This is a genomic window from Streptomyces sp. NPDC037100, from assembly GCF_055606225.1.
The window spans coordinates 206,500-225,085 of record NZ_JBVJSX010000008.1; the positions used below are offsets into that span (position 1 = coordinate 206,500).

Below are 18,586 nucleotides of genomic sequence, written 5' to 3' on the forward strand. Positions count from 1 at the left end.
TCGCCGCAACACACCCGGAGAAAGAGATCACCGGTTCGTCCTCACACCGGTCAACCGCTCGCAAGGAGATCGACATGGCCGCCACCTACACCTTCGACGTCTTCTCCAGCCTCGACGGCTACGGCGCCGCCGGCGCCGACTGGACCGGCTACTGGGGCAAGCAAGGGCCTGAGCTGCTCGACCATCGCCTCGCCCAGTACAGCGAGGAGCAGCGGATGGTCTACGGGGCCAACACCTATCGGGCCTTCGTGCAGATGCTGGCCACGAGCACCGAGGGTCCGACGTGCGAGACCCCTGGGTGACGCGGATGAGGAACCTGCCGACGACGGTGGTGTCGACGACGCTCGAAGGCCCCCTCGACTGGCCGGACGCGACCGTCGCCGACGGTGATGCCGTCGACGTCGTCGCCCGGTTGAAGGAGGAGTCCGATGTGCCGCTGCGTTCGCACGGCAGCCTGTCGTTGAACCGGGCGTTGATGGCCGCCGGCCTGGTCGACCGCTTGCAGGTGACGCTGTTCCCCGTCATCACCGGCCGGACCGGGCTGGACCCGGTCTTCCGGGACGCGGCGGACTTCGACCTGGAGCTGATCGAGCACCGCACGCTCGACGGTCACATCCAGGAGCTGGTCTACCGCCCCACGCTGCATTGACACCTCATGCGGCGGTAGCCCCGGCGGCCTGCCTCAGGCGCTGGCGTGGCGACGCCACGCCGTCCTGCGCGGAGCGGCGTGGTGTACGGGCTCGTCCGTCTGCTCCGCCTGCCGGCGCCTCAGCCACAGGGACGTCATGGCCAGCAAAGAGGCGAACACCACCAGGAGCGCCACCGACACCCACATCTGCCTGCTTCCCGGGTCGGCCCATCCCACCGATGCGGCCGAAGCGGCCCACAGGAGGGCTCCCCCGGTGTAGAAGGTGCGCATCCGACGCAGCTGCCGCAGGGCTCGTACGGACTCAGCGTGATCAGTTTCCGAAGCCATGCCGACGCAGGTACCCCGATCCGCGCCGCCTATCAGCCCTCGGTCACACGCGCATCCCCGAGGGCGACATCGAGCTCGGATCGGATGGATTCCCTCCTGACCTGTCGGCGGGTGGGCCGTGGTCAGGGGTTGCCATGGAGGGCCGGGCGTCATGTCCTTCTGCGGTGGTGGCGGCATCGGCAAGACGGAGCTGTCCCGGCGCCTGGAGTCGTGGGCGTGGGACGAGTTGCCCGATCCCGGGGAGTGATCGGGCACTCGCAGCACGGGTCGGGTTGAGGCCCTGCCCGGGTCGCTCCGCGCGTCACAGTCCGGCCGCCTGGATCAGCAAGGCCCGTTCGTCCTCGCCCAAGTGAAGGTCGGCCAGCAGTTCGTCGTCGGCCAGGAGACGCCGCACCCATGCCGCGTCGGCGACAAATGCCGCTCGGCACAGGGCTCGTTCGGGGTGGTCCTCCTCAGGGCCGCTGACCGCCACATCCCACGGGCTGTCCGTATCGGTCGGTGCGGACAGGGCGGCGGCCACGAGCACGAGCCCGAACAGCTCGTTGCGGCGCGGAGTCGATGGATCGGCGGCCAGTCGCAGCAGGTACGGGACGACCGCCGGCATCGTGGCACTGATGGACATCGGTCCCGACATCACGAGCCAGTCCAGTGCTCGTTCGGCCATCTCGGCCGCGTCTGGATCGAGCAGCCCGCGCAGGACGACCGGGACGTCGACCGGGCAGCCAGGAATGGACGACCACTCCACGTCCTCGCACCCTTCCAGTGCCGGATGCCGAGCAGCCCCCTGCGTCAGATGTGGGTGGGCCGCCGTCAGAGCCGCTGTCGCGGTCACCGCTGCGGCCTCGTGATCCACAGTGCACACCAGCATGCCTCCCAAGACCATCCATGTTCACAGCGAATGTGCCGACCTCATCCTGCCTGGTCGGGACGCGTGCTTGCCCCATGGTGTTCGAGGAGGTACGGGTCATCGAGACGAGCGTCGTCGGCGCGGTCGCGCACGTCGTTCAGGAGCCAGTTCAGCAGCTCCGTGGAGGCGTCGTACTCGTCGTAGAAGCCCATGTGCAGATCGGTGATCTCGTACTCGGTCAACACGTCGTCGACGAAGTCGGCCAGTTGTGAGTCGGCGGCCGGGGTGCGGGTGGCGGTCCATGTGTCCAGCCAGGGGCGCAGGGTGCCCGTGGCGACGGTGATGAGGCTGAGGGTCTTCCTGACGGAGACGGGACTCGGGCTGGTGTGCAGGGTGGCTCGCCACCAGGTGGACCAGACCTCGTGCAGTGCCTGCGCCAGGGGCGCGTCCCAGGTGGTCCCGCCCGCTTCGCGCAGGCGTGAGGCGATGAGGTTCTCGTCGACGTGGAGCCGGCCGGTGACTGCGGCGCGGATGATGCGTGGGGTGAGGCGGCGGTAGAGACGCGGGAAGTCGTCCCAGTGGCTGGGGACCTCTGCTGCGACGGCGGACACCAGGTCGTCGGATATCAGGTCGAGCGGACCGGAGAGTTCGGCCAGATCCTCCGCGCCGTAGCAGTGCGTGCACCCGGAGACGGTGAAGGGCTCTTCCGAGGCGAAGGCGCCATCCAGGGCGTCGAGCGCTGTCATGAGCTGCTGCTGGTGGCGAGACATGGCAACCTGCCGAGGTACTCCGACCGGGTGACCGGCGAAGGTCGCAGGCTATCAGTCCCCGGCCCGCATCCGCGGACCCCGACGACGTGCGGTCCTGTTCAGTCCTCGTAGCGCCGACGCGCGAGATGGACGGTGATGTCAGCGGTGATCTCGACCCGGTCCGGAAGAACCCGCATGATCCGGCTGAACACCTGCTCTCGCTCCGAGGCCGGCAGGACGAGATAGGCCAAGATGGTGGAGAGGTGCCCGACGTAGTCGCGCGCGCTCGTCGTCGAGCGCCGTTCGATCGTGGACTGCTGAGTTTCGGCGAACCACTGGGACCGCTGCAGCTCGGTACCCGGCCACTGCATCTCCTGGTCCGGCGGCGTCCCGTCCGGCGACGGTCCTTTACGCACCCCGGGCCATGGCCGATGGGCCGGGCCTCAGGAGGATCGGGTGTGGTGGTCCAGAAGGCGGGTGAGCAGCTGCACGAAGTGGTCGCGTTCGGCCGGACCCAGCGGTCCGAGGAGTTCGTCGTGGGGGTCGTCCAGGACCTTGTCGAGCCGCCGTAGGTGGCGGCGGCCCTGCGCGGAGATCGTGATGACGTTGCGGCGCCGGTCGCCGGGGTCCGGCGAGCTTGACGAGGTCACGCTCGGCCAGTTCGTTCAGCACTCCCACCAGGTCGCTGCGGTAGATGCCGGAGCGCCCGCTCAACTCCGCCTGACTGGCCGGCCGCGGCCACGCCTGACTTCACCGCTGTGACACGCTCGTCCAGCCAGGCCCCCTGCAAGGCGGTGCGCCGGCGGCCTCTCTCGCCCTCACCCGGTGGACCGCAGACGGGCACCTCTGTGATGGATGCACGCCGGCCCTGTCGGCCCGCCGTGGTCGGGAGCGGTCAAGGAGCGTCCCCGCGGTAGTGGAAGCGGCACGTCACTCCGGGGCCCGGTGCGCGCGGTGCGCCGGGGCCGGGGTCGTAGAGTGCGCGGCCGCCGGGGAACTGCCCGAGCTCGGTGGGCAGGGCGGCCCCCACACCGATCTCGTCCGGCGTCCAGCCCGTGACGTCCAGCAGCAGCCCGTCCAGCGGCCCTCCGATGAGCTGGGCATAGGTCCGCCCGGAGCGCGGGCCCGGATCGGGGTCGTCGTGGTCATGGCCGTAGACCCGGCCGCGCAGCAGTTGCTCGTCGCCGTTCATCCGTTCAGCCTCTCAGCCACCACTGACAACGCGGACCGTGGAGCCCCTGGCTGCCACCGGTCGCACCGCCCAAGCCCACCCCCACACGCGCACCCTCCTCCCCGGCCACGGCGCTGCGCGCGGGCCTCTCGGACGCCGAGGCCATGATGAGCGTAGACCGATCGTGACGAATTTCTGGAGTGGGTCGAGACCGCCCCCTACGAGGCGGAGCTTGCACTGCACAACGGTGATCCGGCTCCCCGCAGCGCGCTCTGGTCGCGCCACGAGCCTGTGAGGTCGCCGACGTGGAGAGGGAGTGGGAGGGGCGCATCGGCAAGCGGCGGATGAAGCAGTCGCGGGACACGCTCACCTTGTTCATGAAGATCACCGGCCCATGGGCTGAGGGCGAGTAGCGACTGTGCCGGGCATCGGGCTCGCCCCCTTCACGGGAGCAGGTACACGATCGTGACGCCGTGCCGCTCGGCCAACCGCTGGGCGATCAACGAGCGGTGGCAGGCCTCAGGGCAGCGCTCGACACAGAACAACGCCGCTGTTCCCGTGCCCGGCAGCGCCGACACGATCGGGGTGAGGTCGGCGCGGTCGAGGATCTCGGTGAGGTAGCGGCGGGTGTACTCGGCGGCAAGCTCGTGCCGCGAACGCTTGCCGACCCCTCGGCGGTCGTCCTCGGCGTACTGGAGCCGGCGGAGTTCGGTGGTCGGGGCGAGTTCGGGGTGATGCTCGTAGGCGATCCGGGCGTGGGCGAGGGCCGCCTGCAGCCGAAGCGAGTTAGCCCAGGCGTACTCGGCTCCGCGCACACCGCGGCGCTGACGGACGTCGAGCAGCAGACGGACGTCAGCGTGCCGCAGCCGTCGCAGGAAGGACTCGCCGTCGAAGCCGTAGACGCCGATCGTCACCATTCTGAGCATCGACATCACCCATCTGCCTGCTGCTCGTGCCGGTTCGCCCGGCACGAGCAGCCGAGGCGGCGAGTCGCGTCACGCGACAGCGGTCCCCTCGAGTTCGACCATCTGGCCGGGGACGGCCAACCGTGTCACTCCGAGCAGCGTCGTGGTCGGTGCCACTCCGGCGGCGCCCAGCCGCGAGGCCAGCACGCCGTAGTGCGGGAGCAGCAGATCGACGTCGGTGGTGTAGACGTTGAGCCGGACGAGGTTCGCGAGGGACATGCCGGCCTCGCCGAGCACGGCTTCCACGTTGTCGAGACTCAACGCCAGCTGCGCGGCCATGTCCCCGTCATGGCGGGGCTCGCCGTCACCGCTCATCGCGGTCTGGCCGGAGCAGTAGAGGGTCCGGGTGTGACCCGAGACGATCTCGCCCTGGTTGAACCCCATCGCCATCGACCACGTCACCGGGTTGACCGCTGTTCGTTCCATTCCCACATCAGCTCCGTTCGAGTCACGGGGATCACGTGCGCCCCTCGGGGCGGTAGCCGCCCTCGCCGAGGTCGGCACTCATGAGCTTGCCGACAAATCACGACACCCTCGGTCATGTATTCGATACGGTTTCCGAATGCGCGCTGATCGGCTGGTATCGCTGGTGCTGCTGCTGCGTCAGCGCGGTCGGTTGACCGCCGAGACGCTGGCCCGCGAGTTGGAGGTGTCCACCCGTACCGTGCTGCGCGACATCGAGGCGCTGTCCGCGGCCGGCGTTCCGGTCTACGCCGAACGCGGACGGCGCGGCGGGTTCGCGCTGTTGCCCGGTTTCCGGACCGAGCTCACCGGGCTGAACCACGACGAGGCCCTTGCGCTGCTGACCGCCGGATCGGGGCGCGGCGAGCAGGCGTTCGGTCTCGGTCCGGCGCTCGCTTCGGCGCTGCGCAAAGTGGCTGACGCACTGCCCGAGAGCCACCGGGCCACCGCGAACGACGCAGCCCGGCGCCTTCTCGTGGAGCCGGAGACCGATCTGCTCTCACGTCGGCTGGTCGCGGAGGACGTGCCCGGCACGACAATGAGCGAGATCCGGCGCGCGGTGCTCACCGGGCACAAGCTGCGCATCCACTACGCGGCCACGGACCGGACGCCGCAGTGGCGCACGGTGGATCCGATCGGCCTGGTCACCGTGCGCGACCGGAGTTATCTGCTGGCCACGAGATCCGGCGCGGACCGCACCTACCGGCTGTCGCGGGTGCTGACCGCCGAAGAGCTGCCCGAACCGGCACAGCGCCCACGTCAGGTCGATCTGGACCGGATCTGGCGGGAACGCTGTGCGCGGTTCTTGTCCACTGATCACATTGCGGTGCGGGTGCGGGTGCTCCCGGAGCGGCGAGAGGAGCTGCTGAGCAGTGCGGTAGCCGTGCGCGCCGCAGAACGCGATGCCGACGGCTGGTCGCGGCTGGAGGTGACGTTCGAGGACCTTCGACACGCCGAGTGGGCGCTGTGGCAGCTCGGCACGGACGCGGAAGCCCTGGCCCCGATGGCGTTGCGCGCCTCCCTGCGCGACCGGGCCGTCGCGATGTCGACCCACTACGCAGACCCGCCTGACATCGACAGGTGACTGCCGGCTTTCGGCCTGCTCGGTGGTCGAAGGCCGCCTCTACACACCCTCCGTATCCCGGTACACCGTTCCAGGCTGTCGGCGTCTGTGCTGGTCAGCACGCGTTCCAGCGTTCCAGCGTCCCGAACCGACCGCGTGTTGTGGCGGACGGGACGAAACACGAAACAGGCTGAGGCCGTCCAAGCAGCCCGCTGGACAACCCACTTCGCACCATGGAGAACTCGATGCGTTCGCGCTTTGCCGCCCCCTCCGCCCGCCTCGCCCTGGCCGCGGTCGCCGCAGTGGCCGTCACCGCCACCGCGACCACCACGGCCGAGGCCACGACCGACAGCCGGAGCAACGCCGTGCGGGCCTGTGCAACCAAGGACCTGAGCTTCAAGGTCAGCCTGAAGACGCAGGCGGGCGGCTACTTCCTCGTCACCGCCAAGGCCAAGTCCGGCATCACCTGTTACCTGGAAGGCGTCTTGCCCTCCGCCTCCTTCGGCTCCTCCGCCGACAGCGAGGTGGCGCCGGCCGAGCACAGCGTCAGCGACCGGGTCACCCTGTCCGGCTCCACCGCCGCGTACGCCGGCATCAACCCCAAGACCACGAACGGCGATCACGGCAAGCAGTTCGACTTCCTGCACCTGTCCGTCGCCGGCGACGAGACCAACGCAGTCACCCTCACCCTTCCGGAAACGGCCACGGTCGACCGGCCCATCGCCACCAACTGGCACGCCGATCCCGCCGACGCCGTTCCCTTCTCGAACTGACGCCGAGCCGAACCCCCGGCAGACGGACACCGTCGGCCGGGGGTTCGGCTCGCCTTCGACCGCACGGGGCTTGCCGGAACCGCAACATCGCGTGCCGAGCCGCGGATCGGCGAAGGCCGCTGAACACCGGGGGCGTGGTCCATCCGCAGCGTGGCGTGAACCGTCGACCGGAAGGCGGAACCGGCCGTGGCGGCATCGAGGGCCCCGGCCGGTTCGGTCACCAGTAGGACGCGGCTGCCTCCGGGGCCGCCGTGTGGCGGCGGCTATGCGTGCCAGAGCGAGCTGCGCCGATGACGCGCCGGCGGGATGTCCACCGAGTCCGCGGCTTCGAGGGCCAATTCGTCGGCGCCGGCATGCACCAGCCCCATCATCGTCCCCACCTGGGTTCGCAGCCGCTGCCGCGCCCGGCGTTCCTCCAGTGCGGACCACTCGGCGATGGAGCGGTCCCTCCGACGCCGAGCGAACGAGTAGACCTCCACCGTGCGGCGGACAAGGCGAGGTTGAGGCCTTCGGGACTCGCGCGCCGCATCGGTGAAGCTGCGTGCGCTGTACCTCAGGCCGTAGCGAACCACCGAACGCCAGGGGGCTCCTGACGGGCAGTCGTGTGCACTCCGGCCGAGTGAAGGGGGCAGATGGTGGGCGGTGCGTGTCACGGGACTCCGATCGCAGCGACCGCCAGGCGTCTCCTGGCGGGCTATCTGAAGCCCGTCGGACCGGTCGCACGTGCGTTTCCCATACGGACAACCCTATCTCGCTGCTTCCGTTGCGGGCCTGCCGCGGCAATCCCCCACATCGCAAGGCCCGTTCACGCTGCTCCGTTTCTCTTGCTGTGGTGCCGGTGTCGACGCCGGCGCCCTCATGAACGTGGTGATCTTGGGAAGGCGGTGGGGGTGATCTTGCTGTCGGCCCCGTGACGGGGCTCCCATGAGGGGGGATGTCATGACAACGCCTGTGCGTCGTGCGCCGTTTGTGAAGCGGCGCCGCTATGGATTCGACCTTCGGTCGACGGCCCTGTTCTTCGTGTTTCTCGCCGTGCTCCTGAGTGTCCTGGGACTCGCCGTTCGGGTGACGGCGGGCGCCGTCGAGCGGCGTCCCGCCTGGGTGTTCGTGCTGGTCGCGATAACCGTCGCGGGCTGCCTCGGCCTGCGGCGCCGCTGGCGCTTGGCGGGAGTGGCGCGCCGGGCTGCGGCAGCGCTCGACGAGGCGGCCAGGGAAGCGGCCGAAGTGCTGGAAGCCCCCGCGGCCCCCACGCGGCGGGCGTCCGCCCCCGCTCCTGCCGACACCGACACCGACGCCCTTATCGTCGACCACGACGCCCTGACGCCGGAGGAGTTCGAGGAGGCGATCGCCGGACTCTGCGAACGCGACGGCTGCACCGAGGTCGAAGTAGTGGGAGGCGCCGGGGACTTGGGTGCCGACGTCCTGGCCCTGACACCCGACGGGCGCCGGGTCGTCATCCAGTGCAAGCACTACGGCGCGTCGCATCGGGTCGGGTCCCAGGATCTGCAGCGCTTCGGCGGCACCTGCTTCACCGTGCACGAGGCCGATGTCGCCGCGCTGGTCTGCACGAGCGACTTCACGGCGCCGGCGGTCGAGTACGCCGAACAGTGCGGAATCGTGTGCGTGAACCGGGAGGCCCTGGAGGCATGGACGGACGGCACCGGTCCGCGCCCCTGGGAGGCCACCCCGGAAGGTGGGGAAGCAGGGTGGGAGACCGCCGGAGCCGGGATCTGAGCGGGGCGGACCGGCGGGCTGGGCGGGCTCCTTGCCCGCACACACCGAGGCCGGGCGCGGCTCTGGGCAATTCGCTTGATCGCCCCCGGGACGGGTGTGGCAGGCTGGCGCGGTGATACCTGCGCTGGCCCCCGGGTTTCTGAGCTGGGACGAGGTGGACCCCACCCGCCACCCCTTCGACGCGGCGTCGGCGGCACGGGTCGTTCACTCCCTCGGTCCGGCCCGGTGTGTGCCACGTCGGCCGGATGTTCCCTTCGCCGACCCGGCGATGAGCACCTGGGACCGGGACGAGGCCACGCTGTGGGCCGATGCCATGTCGCATGCCCTGGTGGAGCACTACGGCCGCTGGGCAGCGGGCTGGCGCTGGTCGCACGACGAAGGGGACTTCGACGGCGGACCGGTCGGGCACTGGTGCTGCCCGCGCGACTCGATCACCACCCCCGAGGAAACGCTCACCCGGGTGGTCGCGGCGCTGTGTGAATGGCGTGCATGGCTCGAAAGTCTCGCCGGATGGATCGAGGCGTACCCGCTGGACCTGCACACCGTCGAGGACGACCGGATCCTGTGGGACCGGGCGGCCCGCAACCTGATCCTTCAGGTGACCGACCGCACCGGGTGCGGCAGCGGCTGGCACGGGCACTGCCGGCAGGTACTCACCTGGTTCCTCGACCGCTGGAACGTCGCGGCCGACGTCGCCGAGGAGCTGGTCGACCGCGCGATCGGCGGACGTTTCGAGAGCTGGACCGGTCCTGACCACGCACTGGTCGACGATGTCGCGGAGCGGCTCGCGCGGTCCCTGCGCCCGGCCGACCGCGCGCAATCCGCCGAGCCGCTGCCGGACCACCTCGAGCGCTGGCTCGCGGTGCGTGAGGGCGTGCCGTGGCAGCAGGCCCGGGACAGTGGCGTGAGCGGACCGGTGACCCCTCATCGCGACGGCGCGGCAGAGGACATCCGCGGCTTCGACGGTGCCCTGGAGCCGGCCCGGGCCCGCGGCCTGCTCGCCGCCCTGGAACTGCTGCGGGCCGACGCCGCGCGCGACGCCCGCCTCGACTTCGCACTGCTGCAGCGCTGGCAGCAGCACGTCCTGGACACCCCGCAGCCACCGTCGTTGCGCAGCCGGCCCGCCTTCGCGAAGGGCGGCCGGGAACGCTACGGCATCACCCCCGGCATCCAGGGCCGACTGGATGCCTGCCTGTCCGAGAGCGCACGCGACGCCGACCGGCCCCTCCCCCTGACTGCTCGCGCCGCCCGCGCCTACCTCGACGTCTGCTTCTTCCACCCCTTCGACGACGGCAACGCCCGCTGCGCCTTCCTCACCCTGCTCTTCGTCCTCGCCCGCGAAGGCATCGCCCTCGACGATGTCATCCTGCTGCGCCGCGTCTCCTTCGAGGCGGACGAACCCCAGGACGCGCTCACCCTGGCCTCGTACATCGACCTCCACATCACCGAGACCCGGCGCCGTGCCGTCTCACTCGATTGAGTGCCTTGCGATCCGGCGGTAATCCGGGCTCGGCGGGGTAATGGGATGTCGTTCAACACCCTGTGGAGAAGGAGCCGAGGATGACCGACGACGCCTACCTGTTCCTGCTTGACGACGCGTCCGCGCAGCTCGGCGTGTCTCCGGCCGCCGTCGGTGAACTCGCGTGCATGGAAACTCCCGCCGTCCGCGCCTGGCTCGATGCGCAGGGAAGTACGCCGACCTCGCCCCACCTGCGTCTGCTGCCGCCGGAGGAGACGGCGGCCGTGCCCGAGGGAGCGGAACGGCTGCCCGTCCCGCTGAGCGAGGAGGAGCTGAGTCGCCTGCGCCACCGGATGGTCCCGGAGCCGCTGGCCCGGGTCGAGCAGGAGCTGCTCGCCTACCGTGACTGCGCCGACGGGCGGGACGGCCTGATCGGCAAGGCACTCGCCGCCGGTGTGCCACCGCACCGCATCGTCGAGTTGACCGGGGTGGACCCCGCGACCGTGACCGCCGCCGCGAGCGGGTGACCGCCCCGCGGGCAAGCCGTCCCGCCCTCCCCTGCAATCGGCCCCGCCGGGCAAGGACCACCCGGCGGGGCCGATCAGCCTGACCTCGAGCGGCACCACCTGACGCCAGGCCAAGGCCATGGTCGAGTCCATGAAGGGATTGCGGAACCTGCTCGGCGATGGTGCCACCAGACGCCATGAGGCACCATCTGGCGCGGGGCCTGTCACCGGCGGTGCGCGGCGAGCCCCATTGCCAGGGCGGACCGGATCAGCGGCTGCGGGTGAAGACCTTGTTCCGGGTGGAGCCGCCGGCGCACAGCTTCTTCTCGTCGGCGGTCATCGTGCGGGACTTGACCACGACCGCGCTGTGCTTGCCGTCCGTGCCGTTCGGGGCCGGGCCGGTGACGGTGTCGGGCACGAACCAGTAGTAGTGGCCCCACTTGGGGTCGTCGTAGTGGGTCTGCCAGGTGCCGGATATCTGCTGCATCACCTGGGCACGGGAGATCCAGCCCACTTCTCCCGGCTTCACGGTCACGGTGAAGGAACTCGTCTCCGTGTGGGAGCTCTGCCAGGTGTAATCGTAGGTCGCGGTCACACTCGCCGTGATGATGCCTTCGATGCCGCCGCCCACCGTGACCGAGCCTCCCACCGAATGGGAGGAGCCCACGGTGTCGGCCCATGACATCGCCTGGGACGCAGGTGACTCGGTGCAGTTGAAGAGCAGTTCGGAAACCTGACGCGGCTCACCGAGATAGGCCTTGCCGAGTCGCGGGGAATTGAAGCCGCACTTGCCTTCTCCGGAGGCGCAGTCGGCCATGATCTGCTCCGCGGTGGGCTGTTCTCCGGCCGCGGCCGGGACGGCCGTCGCGATCGCCCCGAGTGCGGTCGCCGCCAACGCGAGGGTGCGGCTGCCGTACCGCGCGGTGTGCTTCATCGTCATCGTTGTTGCCTCTCGATGGTGCGTGGGGGGAAGGTGGCCACAATTGCCCCTGTTCCGGCAGGGCTTGCGGTCACCTGTGTTGCCCATGAGGCTCACGTAATCGACAGCTCGGCCACACCAAGAGATGGCAAAGTTGTATTTGATTTCAGAACTGATGCATCGTCAACAGTGTTCTTCAGAGGCGGTGTTGCTCACGACCACCGCCAGACCCATCCGAAAGCCGCTGGTGGCACGATCAGTTCGTGGCACCAGCGGCTCGGGGCGACAGGTCAGTTGAGGGGTTCGAGTGTGAGATAGGCCTGCCGGGGATTGCCGTCGTGGACGAGCGATTCATGGTGGCCGACATCGTCGAAGGCGAAGGCGTAAGCCTTTCCGTCCGCCATCTGGGCGTGGATCTTGCGCGCGTAGTGGTTGGTGACGTTGTCCCTGTAGAAGTCGGTGGCTCCGATATCGGGCTGGTTGGGGTTGACCAGCAGGGTGGAGCGGTTGAAACCGGCACACAGCGTGCGTGAAATCGGGCCGCGCACCTGGTCGTTCGGGGCGTCGAGCCTTCCGTGGCAGCCGAAGACGGAGGAGGCGTCCGGTTTCTGGAAGCTGGTGACAACCGCTCCGGCGCTGTTGGTGAAGTTCAGGACGCCCCCGGAGACCCGGCCGTAGTACTTGGTGCCGGGCCGGTCGGCGAACGGGGTGACCGTCAGGGTCGAGGTGGAGTACCTCTGCCAGACGCGGTTGACGTAGTCGTCCATGACGGTGGCCGGCAGTGCGCCGGTCTCCAGACCGTACAGCGGCGACAGGGCACGCAGTACGGTGCCGTCCGGACGGGTCTGGATCAGGTTGGCCCAGCCTCCGGGCTGCCCCCTGAGGGCGTTGAAGAAGCCGTTGTACCCGCCGGTCTTGAGCCGTCCGGTGCTCGCGGTGCTGCCGTCGGCTCGCTGTACTCCCACCGCGTAGGGAGCGGAGAACATGTCGACCTGTGTGCTGTTGACCCACAGGCCCGAATCGTTGAGCGTGTACTCCGACCAGTTGAACAGGATGTTCCGGTTGGGGTCGGCCGGGTTCTGCACGGCGGGCTGGACCAGGCCTCCGGTGGTGAGCTTGAAGACCAGCTTCTGGCCGTAGGAGAAGTACACGCGTCCGGAGAACTTCGGCATGCGGATCGTGGTCGACTGCCCTGCCGCCGGTCCCGCGATGGAGGCGTCGGGCGCGGGGGTCGGCGGGTTGCCGCCGGCCGGCCAGGGGTGGAAGGTGCCTGCCGCGTCGGCCCAGCCCTGCCGTCCGGTCGAGAGTTCCGTGCCGAGGTTGTAGATGTACAGCTGCTCACCGCGGGCCGAGTTGTTGGTGATCTTCAGTGGGATCGTCGCCGGGACGGCGGCATGGGCCGGCGGACCCGTTCCGGTCGCCAGCAGTGAGCCGGCGAGGACCGTGGCCAGGGACAGCGCCGCGGCCGTGGCCCGGCGCCTGAGAGTTCGCAACACGCTCTGCCTCCGTTCGGCAGTCGGATTCTGAGAGCGCTCTCAGAGTTGCGCTTTGGTCCGTACCTGTCAACACATCGGAGCGTTCGGTCAGCTCGGGCACCCGTCGCGCAGGGATCCGCGGAGACAGGAGACCACGACCACGAAGGGCCAGACCGACTGAAGGGTCGTCACGGCACGCTCGGCCACGCCGGCCACGCCATGGAGGTGCAGCTCGATCAGGAACCAGGCCGCGCCGGCCGCCATGACGGCGGTCGCCCCCAGGGAGGGAAAGGGCCGCAGGGCCCACGGCACGGCGGTACCGGCCCGGGCGGCCAGCACCGGCCATGCCGCCAGGACGGCGAAGCCCACGGCGGCGACCGAACCGTGGCCCAGCGAACCGCCACTGCTCGGCACCGGAAACACGGCCACCGCGAGCGCCGACACACCTCCGGCCGCCAGGGCCGCCCGCCCCGCCGTCGCGGCCGGGCGCAGACCCCAGGCCGTCAGCAGGTGGCAGAACCCGAGGGCGACGAACGCCACCGTCATCACCCAGGACCCGGAGCTTCCGGGAGCCGCCAGGACGCTGATCGTCTGGGCGGCGGGATCGTACGGCGGGCCCTGCAACGATGCCGCCAACAGCCAGCCCAAGATCAGGAAGACCGGGGCACACCCCGACGACACCAGCGCCCATGTAGGTACAGATCGCATCGGGACACCGTAAAGCCGGGCATCCGCGTCCTGCGGGTTTCGTCCCGCGGGCCGCCTCAGGTGGCGTAGTCGCACAGCCCGCTCCGGCCCGGAAGCGCACGATGGAACCGGTGCGGCCGGGCGTCGAAAGGTGATCGGGCATGGAGCTCACTCTCGTGGTACTGATCATCGTCGTGGGTCTGACGTTCGACTTCACCAACGGCTTCCACGACGCCGCGAACGCCATCGCCACCTCGATCTCCACCAGGGCCCTGACGCCCCGCGTGGCGCTGGCGATGGCCGCGGTGATGAACTTCTGCGGCGCCTTCCTGGGAACCGGGGTCGCTCAGACCGTAGGCAGCGGCATCATCGGGGCGCCCGAGGAGACCTCGGGTCTGCTGCTCGTCCTGTGCGCGCTCCTGGGCGCCATCGGGTGGAACCTCTTCACCTGGTGGCGCGGGCTGCCCACCTCGTCCTCGCACGCTCTGATCGGCGGGCTCGTCGGTGCCGCGCTCGCCGCGTCCGCCACGGTGCACTGGTCGGGCATCCTGGACAAGGTCGTCCTGCCGATGCTGCTGTCCCCGCTGGTCGGCGTGGCGCTGGGGTACTTCTTGCACACCAGCATCCTGTGGGTGTTCCGGCATTCGGCACCCCGGCGCACCATGCGGCGTTTCCGTGGGGCGCAGAGCGTCTCGGCCGCCGCCATGGGTCTGGGGCACGGGCTGCAGGACGCGCAGAAGACCATGGGGGTCATCGTGCTGGCGCTGGTCACGGCCGGCTGGCAGGACGACTTCTCGGTGCCGGTGTGGGTGATCGCCGCCGTGGCGATCGCCATGGCCGCCGGCACGTACGCCGGCGGGCGTCGCATCATCACCACCCTCGGGCGGCGCATCGTGCACCTGGATCCGCCGCGCGGGTTCGCCGCCGAGACCGCTGCCGCGGCCGTCCTCTACACGACCGCGTTCCTGGTGAAGGCGCCGATCTCCACCACCCAGACGATCACCGCGGCCATTCTCGGTGCCGGTGCCACCCGGCGCTTCTCCGACGTACGCTGGCAGGTGGCCCGTTCGATCGGTACCGCCTGGATCCTCACCTTTCCCGGCGCGGGGGTCCCGGCAGCGGCGCTGTTTCTGCTCCTGCACGCCGTCACCGGTCTGTGATCACAGCCGGAGGCCGTCCATGACCGCTCTTCCCGGCCGTAAGTGGTCCGAGGAGTCCCCCGCCGGGGCCCCGGACGGCCTTCCGCTGCCCGGGCGCTTCGCCCATCTGCACCCGGACGACGGTGCGTGTCTGATGGAGGCCGCGGCCCTGCTGGCCTCCGGCCGTTTCACCGACAGCCCGGCCGGGACGCACCCGGCCCTGGCGGCCCTGGCCCGGGTGGTCAACGACAGTGTCGGTGACGATGCCCGGCGCGCCCTGTGGCCGCTGGCCGCCGACCTCGCGGACGCCCACCCCTCGGGTCGTGACTACGCACCGCTGCTGATCGGCACGGTCGTGGACGCGGCGCGCCTGGTGCGCCCCTCGTCGCGGCCTCTGGCACGGTACGGCCGTGCGTGCGGCCGGAGGGCGGAGAAAGTCACCCACGCGTCGGCGGGAGATCCGGCGGCCCGGATCGCCGATCTGCTGTGGTGGCGCGGGCCGGGGCGTCGGCACCTGGAACACGCTCTCCGGGTGCTGTGCGCCGCCCCGGACGCCGAGCAGCGCCTTTCCGGGCTGTTGCGGCAGGCCGTGGCGCAGGCGCGGGAGTACCCGGACGAGCGGGCTCCGGGCAGGGAGATCACCAGCAACCGTTAGGCACGAGGGGCCGTCCTACCGGGCACCATGATCCCCGCCGACATCACCGGCCCCCCGGCCACACCGGTCCGCCGGCTGCTCACCTTCGCCTGGACCCAGACTCGCGCCTGCGCCTTCGCCCTCGCCCTGCTGTCCGGCGTCGCCGTCTCCGCGCTGCTGCCCGACCTGCCCGTGGCGCGCTACGACCTGCTGGTCGTCTACGGCGTGCTGCTCACGCTGGTGTTCTGGGGGCGCGGCCGGGAGAACCAGGCTCGGGGCCCTGACGGCTCAGGCGCGTGCGCAGGCCGAGATGCAGAGGTCCCGGGTCGATCCGGCGATCGCGCTGCAGCGCGGCATGTTGCCGCGGGACCTGCCCATGACCCGCCGACTGCACCTGGCCGTGCGGTACGCGCCCGCCTACCGGGGCCTCAACGTGGGCGGCGCGCACAGCTCTGATCCGGGCGGCCCTGCGGTTCCAGCTGGCGGGCAGCCTGTTGTGCGCCCTCTTCGCCTCGGTCATGACCACGGTGGCGGCGACCGACCGGGTCGGACCGTTCGAACGGCTCAGCCGGGTCGAGGTGATGATGAAGCTCCAGGCCTTCAACGGGGCCGTGGCGCTCACGGCCCCGATCCTCTCCGCGGTGATCACCGAGCAGCTCTGCACACGGCGTTCCGTGGAGCGCGCCTGCCAGGAACTGGTCGAGGTACTGGAGCACCTCACCGCGGGCGAGACGGCGGACGGCCGGGCGCCCGTGGAGGACGGCGGGCTCGGGCAACGGCCGGAGGGGTGACTGCCGCGGCACTAGGCTGGGCGTCATGGCCCAGGTCGAGGTGGTGCAGCTGCTGGTCTCGCCCGTGCACCGGCTGGCCGGACGGCCGTCGGACGGGCCCTCCCCCGGGCCGTCCGACGAGCGTGTCACCCAGGTGGAGGTACGCCGTGAGCTGGGGCTGGTCGGCGACCGCTATTACGCCCGGCCCGCCCACCGGAACGCTGCGGTGACCATCATGGCCTCCGAGAACCTCCCTGCCGACGCCGATCTGCGGCACACCCGGCGGAACATCCTGCTCAGGGGCGTGGACATCGACTCCTGCGTCGGTGCGACGATCGCACTCGACTGCGGCAGCGGGCCGGTGATGTTCGCCGTGAAGCGTCCCGCACGGCCCTGCGCCTGGATGGACGTGACCATCGGCCCGGGCGCGCAGCGCGCCCTGCGTGGCCGTGGCGGTGTACGGTGCACGCCGCTGAGCGACGGGGTGCTCGCGCTCGGCCCGGCCACGTTCCGGGTCGTGGCCAGGGCCGACGCGGGGTCCTGATGCGCCCTGGGGCGGTCAGCCGGCCGACGGTGAAGTGCGGATGGCAGCGATGTCGAGCTGCAGCCGCACCTTCTCGCTCACCATCGCGCCGCCCTCGGCCAGCCTGCTGTTGTACGTCAGGCCCCAGTCCGAGCGGTTGATGGTGGTGGTGCCGTCGAAGCCGACCCGGTCGTAGCCGAAGGGGTCGGTGACCTTTCCGATGTACGTCATGTCGAGTACCACCGGGCGGGAGACGCCTTTGATGGTCAGCTCGCCGGACATGCTGAACAGGTCGGCGCCCGTCTGCTCCACCCCCGTGCTGGTGAAGCGCATACGCGGATAAGTCGCGGCATCGAGGAAATCACGGCCGACCAGATGGGCATCCCGCTGTTCCACACCGGTGTCGACGCTGGACGTGAACAGAGTGATGTCGGCCCGTGACCGTGCGGGGTCGTGCGCGTCGAAGTAGAGGCGGCTTTCGTACTCCAGGAAACAACCGCGCACGGTGGTCACCATGGCATGCCGGACGGAGAAGCCGATCCTGCTGTGCGCGGGGTCGACGACCCATTCACCGGACAGATTCGCCAGGTGAGGGTCCGGCAGCACGGCAGTGGAGGATGCCGGTGCGCCGGTGGGGCGCTGTGGGGGGAGCGGTGCCTGCCGGCGGGACGGCACAACGCGGTTGAACAGGTTCATGGTTCACCTAGGTACTTGAGTTTGGTTATGGCCGCAAGTCCCCTTCCGTTTTGCGGCTGTTGAGAGCGAGGCCCTGCCCTCATTCGCCGCCGCTTTACACAGAATCCACACACAGGTGTCGCGACGTATCACCGAAATGGCCATCCGAAACCCCAGGGATTTTCATTTCGGGCATTTCGGCGAATCGGTCTTACGTCACCTCTATCGCAAGGTCGTTGTCGACGGTGTAGTAAGGGCGAAGAGTGCAGCCGCCGGCATCGATCGGCGGGTAGACGTACACGTGCTTGCGGTCCGCCACGTCGTCGAGCAGCCGGCCGACCCTGACGGGCCGTGCCTCGGCGGTGGGACGGACGAAGACGTCCCAGATCCGGGTCGTTCCCCCGCCGTCACCCGTCAGGTCCCCGGGACCTGCGGTGAACGAGAAGCCCCTGCCGTCGTCGTCGAGCCGGGGGGCGAAGGTGCGTACGGTGTCGGTACCTCGCAGGCGCAGACGTACAGTGGCGTCCTCGTGGAGCTCGGCACCGTGCAGGCGGGCCGTGATCGTCATGGTCCGGTCCGTGAGGTCGATGCCGCGGGCCTCCGCGTGGACGGTGCGCCACCATGCCCTGAGGGCGAGGAAGCCGTCCTTCGTGGCGTACGGGATCCGGACCGCGACCGGCGAGGGGCGGTCGCGCAGGTGGCCGTCGACGAGGGTGCGCAGGTCCCGCAGGCCCGGGCGCAGTCGTCGGCGCTCGGCACCGGGTTCCGGCAGCAGGTACACGTCCCAGCGGCCCTCATCGAGGACCGGACGCGGTTCCAGTACGGCGTTGCGGTGGCCGTCGGCACGGTCGGTCTCCAGATCGAGGACGTGGACGGTCGTCTCGGGCAGGCCCTTCTTGGGCCGCAGCCGCAGGAGCAGCCGGGGGTGTGCGGCGGAGATCGGCGGCAGTCGGAACGTGATCCGGCCATCGGTGTCGATCATGCAGTCCGCCCGCGGCTGGGTGTCGTGCCGCGGGCCCGGCAGCGTGCTCTCCGGCGCGCCCTCGCGGAGCGTGCCCG

General features: G+C 70.2%; 20 protein-coding genes and 5 pseudogenes. 12 read left to right on the forward strand and 13 right to left on the reverse strand.

Translation table 11 applies throughout. The features are described from left to right. Positions 1 to 74 precede the first annotated feature (74 nt). Positions 75 to 649, forward strand: a pseudogene (locus ACZ7EG_RS25940) (dihydrofolate reductase family protein). A gap of 33 nt (positions 650 to 682) precedes the next feature. On the opposite strand, the gene ACZ7EG_RS25945 reads toward ACZ7EG_RS25940, so the two are convergent. The 8 genes and pseudogenes from ACZ7EG_RS25945 to ACZ7EG_RS25980 all read right to left on the reverse strand — a co-directional run bounded on the left by ACZ7EG_RS25945 (position 683) and on the right by ACZ7EG_RS25980 (position 5,134). Further along, a complete protein-coding gene (locus ACZ7EG_RS25945; RefSeq protein ID WP_471083424.1) occupies positions 683 to 976 on the reverse strand; it encodes a hypothetical protein in 294 nt (97 codons plus the stop codon). Between the two features lie 301 nt (positions 977 to 1,277). Then, positions 1,278 to 1,721, reverse strand: coding sequence for a hypothetical protein (locus tag ACZ7EG_RS25950; RefSeq protein ID WP_471083427.1), 444 nt, complete (start codon positions 1,719 to 1,721; stop codon positions 1,278 to 1,280). Between the two features lie 164 nt (positions 1,722 to 1,885). Then, positions 1,886 to 2,593: a hypothetical protein gene (locus ACZ7EG_RS25955; RefSeq protein ID WP_471083430.1), complete on the reverse strand. Its 708-nt coding sequence runs from the start codon at positions 2,591 to 2,593 to the stop codon at positions 1,886 to 1,888. Positions 2,594 to 2,691: 98 nt separating this feature from the next. Beyond that, entirely contained in the window at positions 2,692 to 2,943 is a 252-nt protein-coding gene (locus ACZ7EG_RS25960; RefSeq protein WP_471083432.1) for a hypothetical protein, read from the reverse strand. Between the two features lie 72 nt (positions 2,944 to 3,015). Continuing rightward, positions 3,016 to 3,304 (reverse strand): annotated as a pseudogene (locus tag ACZ7EG_RS25965) (MarR family winged helix-turn-helix transcriptional regulator); the annotation flags it as partial. Between the two features lie 163 nt (positions 3,305 to 3,467). Continuing rightward, positions 3,468 to 3,764 carry a hypothetical protein gene (locus ACZ7EG_RS25970; protein ID WP_471083435.1) on the reverse strand — a complete coding sequence of 99 codons (297 nt, stop codon included), beginning with the start codon at positions 3,762 to 3,764 and terminating at the stop codon, positions 3,468 to 3,470. Positions 3,765 to 4,186: 422 nt separating this feature from the next. Further along, the gene (locus ACZ7EG_RS25975) at positions 4,187 to 4,675 is read right to left on the reverse strand and encodes a DUF488 family protein, N3 subclade (RefSeq protein WP_471083438.1); all 489 of its coding nucleotides are present in this window, start codon (positions 4,673 to 4,675) and stop codon (positions 4,187 to 4,189) included. A 63-nt stretch (positions 4,676 to 4,738) separates the two neighbouring features. Then, positions 4,739 to 5,134 carry a RidA family protein gene (locus ACZ7EG_RS25980; RefSeq protein ID WP_471083441.1) on the reverse strand — a complete coding sequence of 132 codons (396 nt, stop codon included), beginning with the start codon at positions 5,132 to 5,134 and terminating at the stop codon, positions 4,739 to 4,741. 136 nt (positions 5,135 to 5,270) lie between these two features. Here ACZ7EG_RS25980 and ACZ7EG_RS25985 point away from each other — a divergent pair, with 136 nt between their 5' ends. The 5 genes from ACZ7EG_RS25985 to ACZ7EG_RS26005 all read left to right on the forward strand — a co-directional run bounded on the left by ACZ7EG_RS25985 (position 5,271) and on the right by ACZ7EG_RS26005 (position 10,726). Continuing rightward, positions 5,271 to 6,254 carry a helix-turn-helix transcriptional regulator gene (locus ACZ7EG_RS25985; RefSeq protein WP_471083444.1) on the forward strand — a complete coding sequence of 328 codons (984 nt, stop codon included), beginning with the start codon at positions 5,271 to 5,273 and terminating at the stop codon, positions 6,252 to 6,254. Between the two features lie 224 nt (positions 6,255 to 6,478). Continuing rightward, a complete protein-coding gene (locus tag ACZ7EG_RS25990) occupies positions 6,479 to 7,006 on the forward strand; it encodes a DUF4232 domain-containing protein (RefSeq protein ID WP_471083447.1) in 528 nt (175 codons plus the stop codon). 939 nt (positions 7,007 to 7,945) lie between these two features. Further along, a complete protein-coding gene (locus ACZ7EG_RS25995) occupies positions 7,946 to 8,740 on the forward strand; it encodes a restriction endonuclease (protein ID WP_471083450.1) in 795 nt (264 codons plus the stop codon). Between the two features lie 112 nt (positions 8,741 to 8,852). After that, a complete protein-coding gene (locus tag ACZ7EG_RS26000; RefSeq protein WP_471083453.1) occupies positions 8,853 to 10,220 on the forward strand; it encodes a Fic family protein in 1,368 nt (455 codons plus the stop codon). An 80-nt stretch (positions 10,221 to 10,300) separates the two neighbouring features. Continuing rightward, positions 10,301 to 10,726, forward strand: a complete 426-nt coding sequence (locus ACZ7EG_RS26005; RefSeq protein WP_471083463.1) for a DUF6003 family protein — start codon at positions 10,301 to 10,303, stop codon at positions 10,724 to 10,726. Between the two features lie 247 nt (positions 10,727 to 10,973). Here ACZ7EG_RS26005 and ACZ7EG_RS26010 read toward each other — a convergent pair whose 3' ends face one another. The 3 genes from ACZ7EG_RS26010 to ACZ7EG_RS26020 all read right to left on the reverse strand — a co-directional run bounded on the left by ACZ7EG_RS26010 (position 10,974) and on the right by ACZ7EG_RS26020 (position 13,807). Beyond that, positions 10,974 to 11,645, reverse strand: coding sequence for a hypothetical protein (locus ACZ7EG_RS26010; protein ID WP_471083466.1), 672 nt, complete (start codon positions 11,643 to 11,645; stop codon positions 10,974 to 10,976). Positions 11,646 to 11,914: 269 nt separating this feature from the next. Then, positions 11,915 to 13,120, reverse strand: coding sequence for a glycoside hydrolase family 64 protein (locus ACZ7EG_RS26015; RefSeq protein WP_471083469.1), 1,206 nt, complete (start codon positions 13,118 to 13,120; stop codon positions 11,915 to 11,917). Between the two features lie 87 nt (positions 13,121 to 13,207). Further along, on the reverse strand, positions 13,208 to 13,807 hold the full coding sequence (locus tag ACZ7EG_RS26020; RefSeq protein WP_471083472.1) for a DUF998 domain-containing protein: 600 nt from the start codon (positions 13,805 to 13,807) through the stop codon (positions 13,208 to 13,210). Positions 13,808 to 13,947: 140 nt separating this feature from the next. On the opposite strand from ACZ7EG_RS26020, the gene ACZ7EG_RS26025 reads away from it, so the two are divergent. The 6 genes and pseudogenes from ACZ7EG_RS26025 (at position 13,948) to ACZ7EG_RS26050 (ending at position 16,873) form a co-directional block, all read left to right on the forward strand. Beyond that, the gene (locus ACZ7EG_RS26025; RefSeq protein ID WP_471083475.1) at positions 13,948 to 14,946 is read left to right on the forward strand and encodes an inorganic phosphate transporter; all 999 of its coding nucleotides are present in this window, start codon (positions 13,948 to 13,950) and stop codon (positions 14,944 to 14,946) included. A gap of 19 nt (positions 14,947 to 14,965) precedes the next feature. Continuing rightward, complete coding sequence (locus ACZ7EG_RS26030) at positions 14,966 to 15,580, forward strand: hypothetical protein (RefSeq protein WP_471083478.1); 615 nt, start codon at positions 14,966 to 14,968, stop codon at positions 15,578 to 15,580. 27 nt (positions 15,581 to 15,607) lie between these two features. After that, positions 15,608 to 15,811, forward strand: a pseudogene (locus ACZ7EG_RS26035) (DUF817 family protein); the annotation flags it as partial. Positions 15,812 to 15,839: 28 nt separating this feature from the next. Continuing rightward, a pseudogene (locus ACZ7EG_RS26040) lies at positions 15,840 to 16,001 on the forward strand (serine/threonine-protein phosphatase); the annotation flags it as partial. A 10-nt stretch (positions 16,002 to 16,011) separates the two neighbouring features. Then, positions 16,012 to 16,350, forward strand: a pseudogene (locus ACZ7EG_RS26045) (MASE1 domain-containing protein); the annotation flags it as partial. A gap of 25 nt (positions 16,351 to 16,375) precedes the next feature. Continuing rightward, the gene (locus tag ACZ7EG_RS26050) at positions 16,376 to 16,873 is read left to right on the forward strand and encodes a molybdenum cofactor biosysynthesis protein (protein ID WP_471083481.1); all 498 of its coding nucleotides are present in this window, start codon (positions 16,376 to 16,378) and stop codon (positions 16,871 to 16,873) included. Positions 16,874 to 16,888: 15 nt separating this feature from the next. On the opposite strand, the gene ACZ7EG_RS26055 is transcribed toward ACZ7EG_RS26050, so the two are convergent. Both ACZ7EG_RS26055 and ACZ7EG_RS26060 read right to left on the reverse strand, forming a co-directional pair. Beyond that, entirely contained in the window at positions 16,889 to 17,548 is a 660-nt protein-coding gene (locus tag ACZ7EG_RS26055; protein ID WP_471083484.1) for a YceI family protein, read from the reverse strand. Between the two features lie 190 nt (positions 17,549 to 17,738). Beyond that, complete coding sequence (locus ACZ7EG_RS26060) at positions 17,739 to 18,509, reverse strand: transferase (protein ID WP_471083961.1); 771 nt, start codon at positions 18,507 to 18,509, stop codon at positions 17,739 to 17,741. Between the last annotated feature and the right edge of the window lie 77 nt (positions 18,510 to 18,586).

Bases quoted from the DNA above. Each gene is read 5' to 3' on its own strand.
- ACZ7EG_RS25945 (WP_471083424.1), bottom strand. From the start codon at position 976: ATGGCTTCGGAAACTGATCACGCTGAGTCCGTACGAGCCCTGCGGCAG.
- ACZ7EG_RS25955 (WP_471083430.1), bottom strand. From the start codon at position 2,593: ATGTCTCGCCACCAGCAGCAGCTCATGACAGCGCTCGACGCCCTGGAT.
- ACZ7EG_RS25960 (WP_471083432.1), bottom strand. From the start codon at position 2,943: ATGCAGTGGCCGGGTACCGAGCTGCAGCGGTCCCAGTGGTTCGCCGAA.
- ACZ7EG_RS25970 (WP_471083435.1), bottom strand. From the start codon at position 3,764: ATGAACGGCGACGAGCAACTGCTGCGCGGCCGGGTCTACGGCCATGAC.
- ACZ7EG_RS25975 (WP_471083438.1), bottom strand. From the start codon at position 4,675: ATGTCGATGCTCAGAATGGTGACGATCGGCGTCTACGGCTTCGACGGC.
- ACZ7EG_RS25980 (WP_471083441.1), bottom strand. From the start codon at position 5,134: ATGGAACGAACAGCGGTCAACCCGGTGACGTGGTCGATGGCGATGGGG.
- ACZ7EG_RS25985 (WP_471083444.1), top strand. From the start codon at position 5,271: ATGCGCGCTGATCGGCTGGTATCGCTGGTGCTGCTGCTGCGTCAGCGC.
- ACZ7EG_RS25990 (WP_471083447.1), top strand. From the start codon at position 6,479: ATGCGTTCGCGCTTTGCCGCCCCCTCCGCCCGCCTCGCCCTGGCCGCG.
- ACZ7EG_RS25995 (WP_471083450.1), top strand. From the start codon at position 7,946: ATGACAACGCCTGTGCGTCGTGCGCCGTTTGTGAAGCGGCGCCGCTAT.
- ACZ7EG_RS26005 (WP_471083463.1), top strand. From the start codon at position 10,301: ATGACCGACGACGCCTACCTGTTCCTGCTTGACGACGCGTCCGCGCAG.
- ACZ7EG_RS26010 (WP_471083466.1), bottom strand. From the start codon at position 11,645: ATGACGATGAAGCACACCGCGCGGTACGGCAGCCGCACCCTCGCGTTG.
- ACZ7EG_RS26020 (WP_471083472.1), bottom strand. From the start codon at position 13,807: ATGCGATCTGTACCTACATGGGCGCTGGTGTCGTCGGGGTGTGCCCCG.
- ACZ7EG_RS26025 (WP_471083475.1), top strand. From the start codon at position 13,948: ATGGAGCTCACTCTCGTGGTACTGATCATCGTCGTGGGTCTGACGTTC.
- ACZ7EG_RS26030 (WP_471083478.1), top strand. From the start codon at position 14,966: ATGACCGCTCTTCCCGGCCGTAAGTGGTCCGAGGAGTCCCCCGCCGGG.
- ACZ7EG_RS26050 (WP_471083481.1), top strand. From the start codon at position 16,376: ATGGCCCAGGTCGAGGTGGTGCAGCTGCTGGTCTCGCCCGTGCACCGG.
- ACZ7EG_RS26055 (WP_471083484.1), bottom strand. From the start codon at position 17,548: ATGAACCTGTTCAACCGCGTTGTGCCGTCCCGCCGGCAGGCACCGCTC.
- ACZ7EG_RS26060 (WP_471083961.1), bottom strand. From the start codon at position 18,509: ATGATCGACACCGATGGCCGGATCACGTTCCGACTGCCGCCGATCTCC.